Genomic DNA, 8,078 nt, shown 5'->3' with positions numbered 1-8,078 from the left:
AGCATCGAAAAGAATCTAGAGGAAATAAAAATATAGGATAGATATTCAATTTTGAGGTTAAAAGTCTAATCTTTTTCTAAGTAGATATTCTATGGCAGCTTTAAGGGTTTACCGGCACTATTTTACTTTGTAGAAAAATCCCTCAGTACTACCATTGATTAGTTGTTGTCCAAACCATAAGCGGTCTTGTGTGATATCAGATGAGTCGGTATAACCATTATCTGGAGAAGAGGTGACAGACATGGTTAAAGGAGTTCCTGCAGGTAAAAAGGCAATAGCTGCACCAGCTCCTCCATCTTTAGAAAGGAAGTTCGCCTTAAGATAGTGATCAATTTCTTTAGCATGTTCAATTGAAACCTTGGAATGATCATTTACTAAACCATTTTTGTCAAAGGTGAATTCAATACCTGTACTATTTTTCCAAGTTCCTGCGACACTAGAAAAATCCCCATTTTGAATTGCAGAAATATCCATCCCTTTACTTTCTGACGGAAGGCTAGTTTCTCCATTTATGAAACTTGTGACAGACTTCCAAGAGAAAGATCTTATATCAAGGGAAGGTGGTTTTGTCCCCAGTCCCTCTTCTGTATCTGATTCGCTAACTAACTCTAACTGTGTACCATCCTGATTCAACTTGTATAGTTTGACTTGGATTTGATTATAAGATATTCGGGTAGATAATTGGAAATAGCCATTTTCTAAAGGATTAAAATGAACGCGCTCACCAATAAAATCCAGATTATTTTCTGCATTGGTCAGTCGAATAACTTCACCATTTTTTAGAGTTCGAATATCTAATAAATCGTAATAGTTAGAATCCGTTTTTAGGGCAATCAAAAGTTCGTCCGTACCATTTTGATCTAAATCATACAGGCTGTATTGTAATCCAGAATATTCGTTAGGATGACCATTTTTTAAGTTTGCTTTTGAATTGACCTCTGTAGGTGAAGCAGGAGAACCATCTAGTACTGTTGCATATTCTTTAAGGACAGGATTATATAGGGTGTAATCTATTTTCTTCTCTTCCGATGTGGAAGTAGGCGAACTGCTACTAGAAGTAGTTGTTTCAGAACTTGCTGAGGAAGTGTTTTCAGTCTGAGGTTTGCAGGCCGTTAAAAGCAAACTTGCAAGGCAGAGAGTAGTTAGAGATATGAATTTTTTCATAAGAATCAAGTTTCTCCTTCATAAGACATTTATTAACTTACATTTTATCAACATTATACATAAATGTCTATATCTTGTAAGTGAACTTTAATAGTTTAAACATTAAATTTTCTGAAAATTTATTGAAAAATGAGTGAAAACATGGTATAATGAAACGTAAAATTAATTCAGGTTTCCTGAACCGATAGGAGTAAACAATGAAAAAACTAGGTTTTGTCCTTTTATCTTCAGCCTTGCTATTGACAGCTTGTGCTGTTAGGTTTGAAAAATCAGCAGATACAACCGATTCCTCTAAGGTGACAGCCTTGTCTGAAGACAAGCAAAAAATGCTTGATAAGGCCACTTCTGACTATAAAACTTTTGTGCAAGAGCAAATTGATAAACTCTTGACAGATACGGAAGGCTTTGTCAAACTGTTGAAAGAAGGCAAATTAGAAGAGGCAAAGAAGGTCTATCCACTGATTCGTATGTCTTATGAGCGTTCAGAACCGATTGCCGAGAGTTTTGGTGAGTCAGATGTCAAGATTGACTTCCGTTTGGCAGACTACATGGACGAAAACAAGACAGAAGAAGGTTGGTCAGGTTTCCACCGTATCGAGCGTATCCTTTGGGAAGACAATACAACTAAAGGAACTGAAAGCTATGGCGATCAGTTGGTCAATGATATCAAGGAATTGAAAGCCAAGATTGCAACTGTAGATGTGGATTACAAGGTTATGTTGACTGGGGCAGTGGACTTGCTTAACGAAGTAGCAACAAGCAAGATTACGGGCGAAGAGGAAATTTACTCACATACAGACTTGTATGACTTCCGTGCCAATATCGAAGGAGCTGAGAAGATTTTCCAACTCTTTAAACCTTTACTTGAAAAATCAGACGCCAACCTAGTTAAAGAATTGGAAGCAGATTTCAAATCTGTTAATAGCTTGTTGGACAAACACATGATCGACAAGGAACACTACAAGCTCTATACTGATTTGACAAAAGAAGATACCAAAGAATTGTCAGAAGCTGTGACAAAACTTGGTGAACCTCTGTCACAAATGGGTAAATTTCTTAGTGGAGAATAAGAGTCATGACTGAAAAAGACGAAAAGTTTTTTGAGAAGAAAATGGACCGTCGAGAATTTCTAAAAAAAGCAGGGATTGGAGGGGCTGGTTTAGCGCTAGGACTCTCTGGTGCTTCTGCTTTTTTCGCACCTAAGCTAGGAAGTCAGGAAAAAATCTCGTACGGAAATGAAAAAATTGCTTTTTATGGCAAGCATCAAGCTGGGATTAGTACGCCCATGCAAAAGAATATTTATTTTGTGGTCTTGGACTTGCATACGACGGATAAGGATAAGATTATCCAGTTGTTTAAGGATTGGACGGATTATAGTGCCAAATTGGTCGAGGGGGAATTGGTCAAAAAAGATGGGAAAAATACTCTCTTGCCTCCGAGCGATACTGGTGAAACAGTCGGGCTCAATCCTCATCGTTTGACGCTAACTTTTGGTGTTTCTGCGAGTTTCTTGAAAAAGATGAACTTGGAAAACAAGCGTCCTCAAGTTTTCAGGGATTTACCGCCTTTTCCTAAAGAGCAATTGCGTGAAAAATATACAGGTGGAGATATTGTGATTCAGGCTTGTGCCGATGATGAGCAGGTCTCCTTTCATGCGATTCGTAACCTCATTCGTAAGGGGAGAAATGCAGTGACCCTTCGTTGGAGTCAGTCTGGTTTTGCCGCAATCGGGGATCGAATGGAGACACCGCGTAACCTCTTTGGTTTTAAGGATGGGACAGCAAATCCAACCAAGGAGCAAGACTTTGATCGTGTTATCTGGGCTGATAGTAAGGACTGGATGGAAAATGGATCTTATATGGCAGTTCGTCGGATTCAGATGTTTTTAGAGACCTGGGATCGGACTAGTCTTGAAGAACAAGAAAATACCTTTGGTCGTTACAAGGAAAGTGGTGCTCCGTTTGGGAAGAAAAATGAGTTTGACGAAGTTGATTTAAGTCTCTTACCTGATGATTCGCATGTCCGTTTGGCTAAGGAAGTGGACAAGCCCCTTTTACGTCGTTCTTATTCATACTCTGATGGGATTGATGAAAAGACTGGTCAGTTTGATACGGGCTTGCTCTTTATTTCTTTCCAAAAAGATCCTGATAACTTTGTTAAAGTTCAAACCAATCTAGGTGCTACAGATAAGATGAATGAATATATCATTCACATCGGTAGTGGACTCTTTGCTTGCTTTGGTGGTGTGGAGAAAGGAGGCTACATTGGTCAGAAATTATTGGAAGGCTAGAAGCTGGTTGCTGGTTTTAGCTTTGTCACTTTTAATTCTTTCCCCAGTAGGTGCCCAAGAAAGTCTGAGTTCTTACTTTGTAAAAATCACAGATGCGTCTAAATCAGTGAAAAATGGGAATCAGTCTGAGGCACAGAATCTTGTTAAAGAGATGGCATCAGACTTCGAAAGAATAGAAGACAGCAATTCTGAAGCTGGTAAGGTTGTTAAGGAAAAGTTAACTCAATCAGGTGAGATTACTGAAGAAAAACTCACTGAACTTTCTGCAGCCCTATTAGCTTTTGAAAAAGAACAAAATCCTATTGACTTAGATGCGGAAAAGGAAAAATTGGTAAACCGTCTAAGTCCTCGTTTTGAAGCCTTGGGACAAGCCATTGCTTCTAAAGATTTGGAAAAAGTGCGAGAAGCCTTTAAGAAAATGAATTCCACTTGGACCATCAATGAAAGTGTGGTTCGTGACAATAGTACAGCCCATTATGGCCGTGTTGAAACAGCTATTTCCTTCCTGCGTAGTAGCATAGAAACCGAACCTACAGATTTTAACTCCATCCAGACTTCCTTTGAAGACTTAAAAAAGGCCATTGATGATTTTGTAACTGGGAAAGAAGTAGCAGCAACATCTTCGGATTTGACTCTCAAAGACGGCATTGCCTTTTTGACAAAGGCTTTGAAACAATTCCAAGCTGGTGACCAAGCAGCAGGAGCAGCTAGTATGAAGGAATTCATCACTATCTGGCCAACGATTGAGGGTTCTGTCAGCACGACCAATCCATCCCTCTATGCACGAGTGGAAAGCGAAAGCCCTGTGATTATGGTCAAGGGAAGCGAAAAGGAATACCAAGAAAAATTAGAAAAACTGATTGCAGATTTATCACAAATTGATACCAGCGCACGTTACAATGCCTTTGATGCCATGCTGATTCTTCTAAGAGAAGGTGTAGAGGCTCTCTTAATCGTTATGGCCTTGGTAACAACCTTGAAAGCAGCCAAGATGCGAAAAGGGCTCAAGTGGGTTTATGGTGGTGCTATCACAGGAATCATGGCAAGTCTTGTCATTGCTTTCATCCTGCAAATTGCCTTTCCAGCAGTAACATCAGGATCCAATCGTGAAATCATCGAAGGAGCAGTGGGGATTTTTGCGGTAGCTATGATGATTTTGATTGGAATCTGGCTTCACAGTAAATCTTCAGTCAAAAAATGGAATACCTTTATGGAGTCACAAATGGAAACAGTGACCAAAACAGGCTCTTTTATTTCCATGTTTGCCCTCAGTTTTCTAGCTGTTTTCCGTGAGGGAGCAGAAACCATTCTTTTTTATGTTGGGATTTTACCAAGAATTTCCAGTTTTGAATTTGTCTTGGGAATTTCACTGGCCTTGCTGATTCTGGTAGTTATTGCCATCGTGATGAACAAGGCTAGTCAATTCTTCCTGCCACATAAAGTCTTCTTTATCCTGACTTGGATGATTTATGCTTTGGCATTCAAGATGCTGGGAGTTAGTATCCATGCTCTTCAGTTGACCAATATGGCACCAAATCACTTACTGACAGGCTTTCCAACGATTGATTTGCTTGGAATTTATCCAAGTTGGGAAGGCTTGGTTAGCCAGCTAGTCTTTGTTATTATTGTCTTGATTGTCACTTTCAGACAGGGTGAAAAATAGATGGATAGAAAAGAATTGACAATCGTTGAACATCTGGTAGAATTTAGAAAGAGATTATTGGCAGTGGTTATTTGTTTCTTTTTGGTATTCTGTGTCTCTCTGCTTTGTGCAGACCAGCTTTACCAGTATGTGACCCAATCTTTTCATCAAAAGTTGATTGTTTTAGGCCCTAATGATATTTTATGGATATACATACGTTTGGCTAGTCTGATGGCCTTTACCATCACCCTACCTTACACAGTGTATCATATTTGGTCTTTCATCAAACCTGGTTTAAAGAAGGGAGAAGCTAGAGCAGTCTTTGCCTATATTCCAGCTAGTTTCCTTTGTTTTCTAGTTGGACTGGCTTTTGGTTTTTACTTTGTAACACCAGCCTTACTTCAGGTTTTATTAGGGTTAGGAGAAGGACTATTTGAAACGCAGTTAACCGCCCAAAATTATCTGTCCTTTGTTTTTCAAACGACCTTACCCTTGGCTCTGATTTTTGAATTGCCAGTTATCATTGCCTTTTTGACGTCAATTGGACTCATTGGACCAGAATTATTGATTGCTTATCGCCGATATGCCTATTTTATCTTATTGGTACTTGCAGTCATCTTGACACCAGCTGATTTTGTCAGTGATTTAGCAATGACTGCCCCCTTGATATTACTCTATGAATTGAGTATTGCCATCAGCAAACACATTATGAAACGCAAGCAGAAAGGAGCGAGATATGGGAATTTTACGTGATATCGGAGCACCAGGATTAATTATCATCGTTTTAGGAGCTCTCTTGATTTTTGGACCAAAACGATTGCCTGAATTAGGCGAGTCAATCGGTAAAATGCTATCCGAATTTAAAAAAGCAGTCAAAGGAACTGAAAATCAAGATAAGGAAGAGTAAGACTTGTGAGTTTTACTAAAAATAAGAAGTTAGGAAGTGTGTCTCTATTGGACATTTATCATTTCCTAACTTTTTCTTGTATTAAGAAAATATAAATTTAAGTTTTCTTTAAGGAAATTATATTATTCTGAAGAACTCTAAAATTTCACAGCCATTTATTAGTAATTGCTATAGAATTCCTAGTCATTACTAGAAATGGACTAGTTTCTTTGAAGAATAGAACTGCTTAATCCTCCTATTCTAGAAAGGGAGGTTCGGTATTTCTTTCATGATAGGACTAGATTGTGGTATAATAGAGAGAATAAGTTTTTTTAGTAAGACAAAGGAGAAAATAGATGATTTATGCAGGAATTCTTGCCGGTGGAACTGGTACTCGCATGGGAATTAGTAATTTGCCAAAACAATTTTTAGAGCTAGGTGATCGACCTATTTTGATTCATACAATTGAAAAATTTGTCTTGGAACCANGCATTGAAAAAATTGTAGTTGGTGTCCATGGAGACTGGGTTTCCCATGCAGAGGATCTTGTAGATAAATATCTACCTCTCCATAAGGATCGTATCATCATTACAAAAGGTGGTGCAGACCGTAATACGAGTATTGAGAAAATCATTAAAGCCATCGATGCTTATCGTCCGCTTACACCAGAGGACATCGTTGTTACCCACGATTCTGTTCGTCCGTTCATTACGCTTCGCATGATTCAGGACAATATCCAACTTGCTCAAAATCATGATGCAGTGGACACAGTGGTAGAAGCGGTTGATACTATCGTTGAAAGTACTAATGGTCAATTTATTACAGATATTCCAAATCGTGCTCACCTCTATCAAGGACAAACACCTCAAACATTCCGTTGCAAGGACTTCATGGACCTTTATGGCTCTCTCTCTGCTGAAGAGAAGGAAATCTTGACAGATGCATGTAAGATCTTTGTAATCAAAGGAAAAGATGTGGCCTTGGCTAAGGGTGAATATTCAAATCTAAAAATCACAACAGTGACAGATTTGAAAATTGCAAAAAGTATGATTGAGAAAGACTAGTGAAATGATTAATCAAATTTATCAACTAACAAAGCCCAAGTTTATCAACGTCAAATACCAGGAAGAGGCTATAGATCAAGAGAATCATATTCTCATCCGCCCTAATTATATGGCGGTCTGTCATGCGGATCAGCGTTACTACCAAGGAAAACGTGACCCCAAGATTTTGAATAAAAAGCTTCCAATGGCAATGATTCACGAGTCATGTGGAACCGTTATTTCTGACCCTACAGGAACCTACGAGGTTGGGCAAAAAGTTGTCATGATTCCTAATCAGCCTCCTATGCAGAGCGATGAAGAATTCTATGAGAACTATATGACAGGGACCCATTTCTTGTCTAGTGGATTTGATGGCTTTATGAGAGAGTTTGTTTCTCTTCCTAAAGATCGTGTGGTGGCTTATGATGCTATCGAAGATACGGTTGCAGCCATTACAGAGTTTGTCAGTGTCGGCATGCACGCTATGAATCGTCTATTGACCCTTGCTCATAGCAAGCGGGACCGAATCGCCGTTATCGGAGATGGAAGTTTAGCATTTGTGGTTGCCAATATTATCAACTATACTTTGCCAGAAGCAGAGATTGTGGTTATTGGTCGTCATTGGGAAAAATTGGAACTTTTCTCTTTTGCCAAAGAATGCTATATTACTGATAATATTTCTGAAGATTTGACCTTTGACCATGCTTTTGAGTGTTGTGGTGGTGATGGTACTGGACCAGCTATTAATGACTTGATTCGCTACATTCGTCCTCAGGGAACGATTCTCATGATGGGTGTTAGCGAGTATAAAGTCAATCTCAATACACGCGATGCCTTAGAAAAGGGCTTGCTCTTGGTAGGCTCCTCTCGTTCTGGTCGCATTGATTTTGAAAATGCAATCCAAATGATGGAAGTCAAGAAATTTGCAAATCGTCTTAAAAATATCCTTTATCTAGAAGAACCTGTAAGAGAAATTANAGATATTCACCGTGTCTTTGCGACCGATTTAAACACAGCCTTTAAAACAGTGTTTAAGTGGGAAGTATAAGTGCT

General features: G+C 38.9%; 8 protein-coding genes. 7 read left to right on the top strand and 1 reads right to left on the bottom strand.

The features are described 5' to 3' along the window. Positions 1-117 precede the first annotated feature (117 nt). A complete protein-coding gene (locus tag D8837_RS07445) occupies positions 118-1,164 on the bottom strand; it encodes a DUF6287 domain-containing protein (protein WP_125456649.1) in 1,047 nt (348 codons plus the stop codon). A gap of 197 nt (positions 1,165-1,361) precedes the next feature. On the opposite strand from D8837_RS07445, the gene efeO reads away from it, so the two are divergent. From efeO to D8837_RS07410, 7 genes are all read left to right on the top strand, one after another. Continuing rightward, complete coding sequence (gene efeO, locus D8837_RS07440; RefSeq protein ID WP_125456648.1) at positions 1,362-2,234, top strand: iron uptake system protein EfeO; 873 nt, start codon at positions 1,362-1,364, stop codon at positions 2,232-2,234. A 5-nt stretch (positions 2,235-2,239) separates the two neighbouring features. Next, positions 2,240-3,454 (top strand): iron uptake transporter deferrochelatase/peroxidase subunit, encoded by a 1,215-nt coding sequence (gene efeB / locus D8837_RS07435; RefSeq protein ID WP_125456647.1) that lies wholly within the window; start codon positions 2,240-2,242, stop codon positions 3,452-3,454. Beyond that, positions 3,429-5,117 carry an FTR1 family iron permease gene (locus tag D8837_RS07430; protein WP_125456646.1) on the top strand — a complete coding sequence of 563 codons (1,689 nt, stop codon included), beginning with the start codon at positions 3,429-3,431 and terminating at the stop codon, positions 5,115-5,117. The genes efeB and D8837_RS07430 overlap by 26 nt, the downstream gene beginning before the upstream one ends. After that, positions 5,118-5,849 (top strand): twin-arginine translocase subunit TatC, encoded by a 732-nt coding sequence (gene tatC, locus D8837_RS07425; protein WP_125456645.1) that lies wholly within the window; start codon positions 5,118-5,120, stop codon positions 5,847-5,849. Then, positions 5,833-6,003: a twin-arginine translocase TatA/TatE family subunit gene (gene tatA, locus D8837_RS07420; protein ID WP_000512113.1), complete on the top strand. Its 171-nt coding sequence runs from the start codon at positions 5,833-5,835 to the stop codon at positions 6,001-6,003. Before tatC ends, tatA begins: the two co-directional genes overlap by 17 nt. A gap of 335 nt (positions 6,004-6,338) precedes the next feature. Continuing rightward, complete coding sequence (locus D8837_RS07415; RefSeq protein WP_125456644.1) at positions 6,339-7,046, top strand: 2-C-methyl-D-erythritol 4-phosphate cytidylyltransferase; 708 nt, start codon at positions 6,339-6,341, stop codon at positions 7,044-7,046. Positions 7,047-7,050: 4 nt separating this feature from the next. Continuing rightward, positions 7,051-8,073, top strand: coding sequence for a ribitol-5-phosphate dehydrogenase (locus tag D8837_RS07410; RefSeq protein ID WP_125456643.1), 1,023 nt, complete (start codon positions 7,051-7,053; stop codon positions 8,071-8,073). Positions 8,074-8,078: the final 5 nt, after the last annotated feature.

The sequence above is a fragment of the Streptococcus mitis genome (assembly GCF_003942965.1).
In the GTDB taxonomy this organism is placed as follows: Bacteria; Bacillota; Bacilli; order Lactobacillales; family Streptococcaceae; genus Streptococcus; species Streptococcus mitis_BH.
Note: the sequence above shows the minus strand (reverse complement) of the source record. Positions and strands in the feature narration are given on the sequence as shown.

Coding starts and splice junctions, on each gene's coding strand:
- tatC (WP_125456645.1), top strand. CDS start 5,118: ATGGATAGAAAAGAATTGACAATCGTTGAACATCTGGTAGAATTTAGA.
- tatA (WP_000512113.1), top strand. CDS start 5,833: ATGGGAATTTTACGTGATATCGGAGCACCAGGATTAATTATCATCGTT.
- efeB (WP_125456647.1), top strand. CDS start 2,240: ATGACTGAAAAAGACGAAAAGTTTTTTGAGAAGAAAATGGACCGTCGA.
- efeO (WP_125456648.1), top strand. CDS start 1,362: ATGAAAAAACTAGGTTTTGTCCTTTTATCTTCAGCCTTGCTATTGACA.
- D8837_RS07445 (WP_125456649.1), bottom strand. CDS start 1,164: ATGAAAAAATTCATATCTCTAACTACTCTCTGCCTTGCAAGTTTGCTT.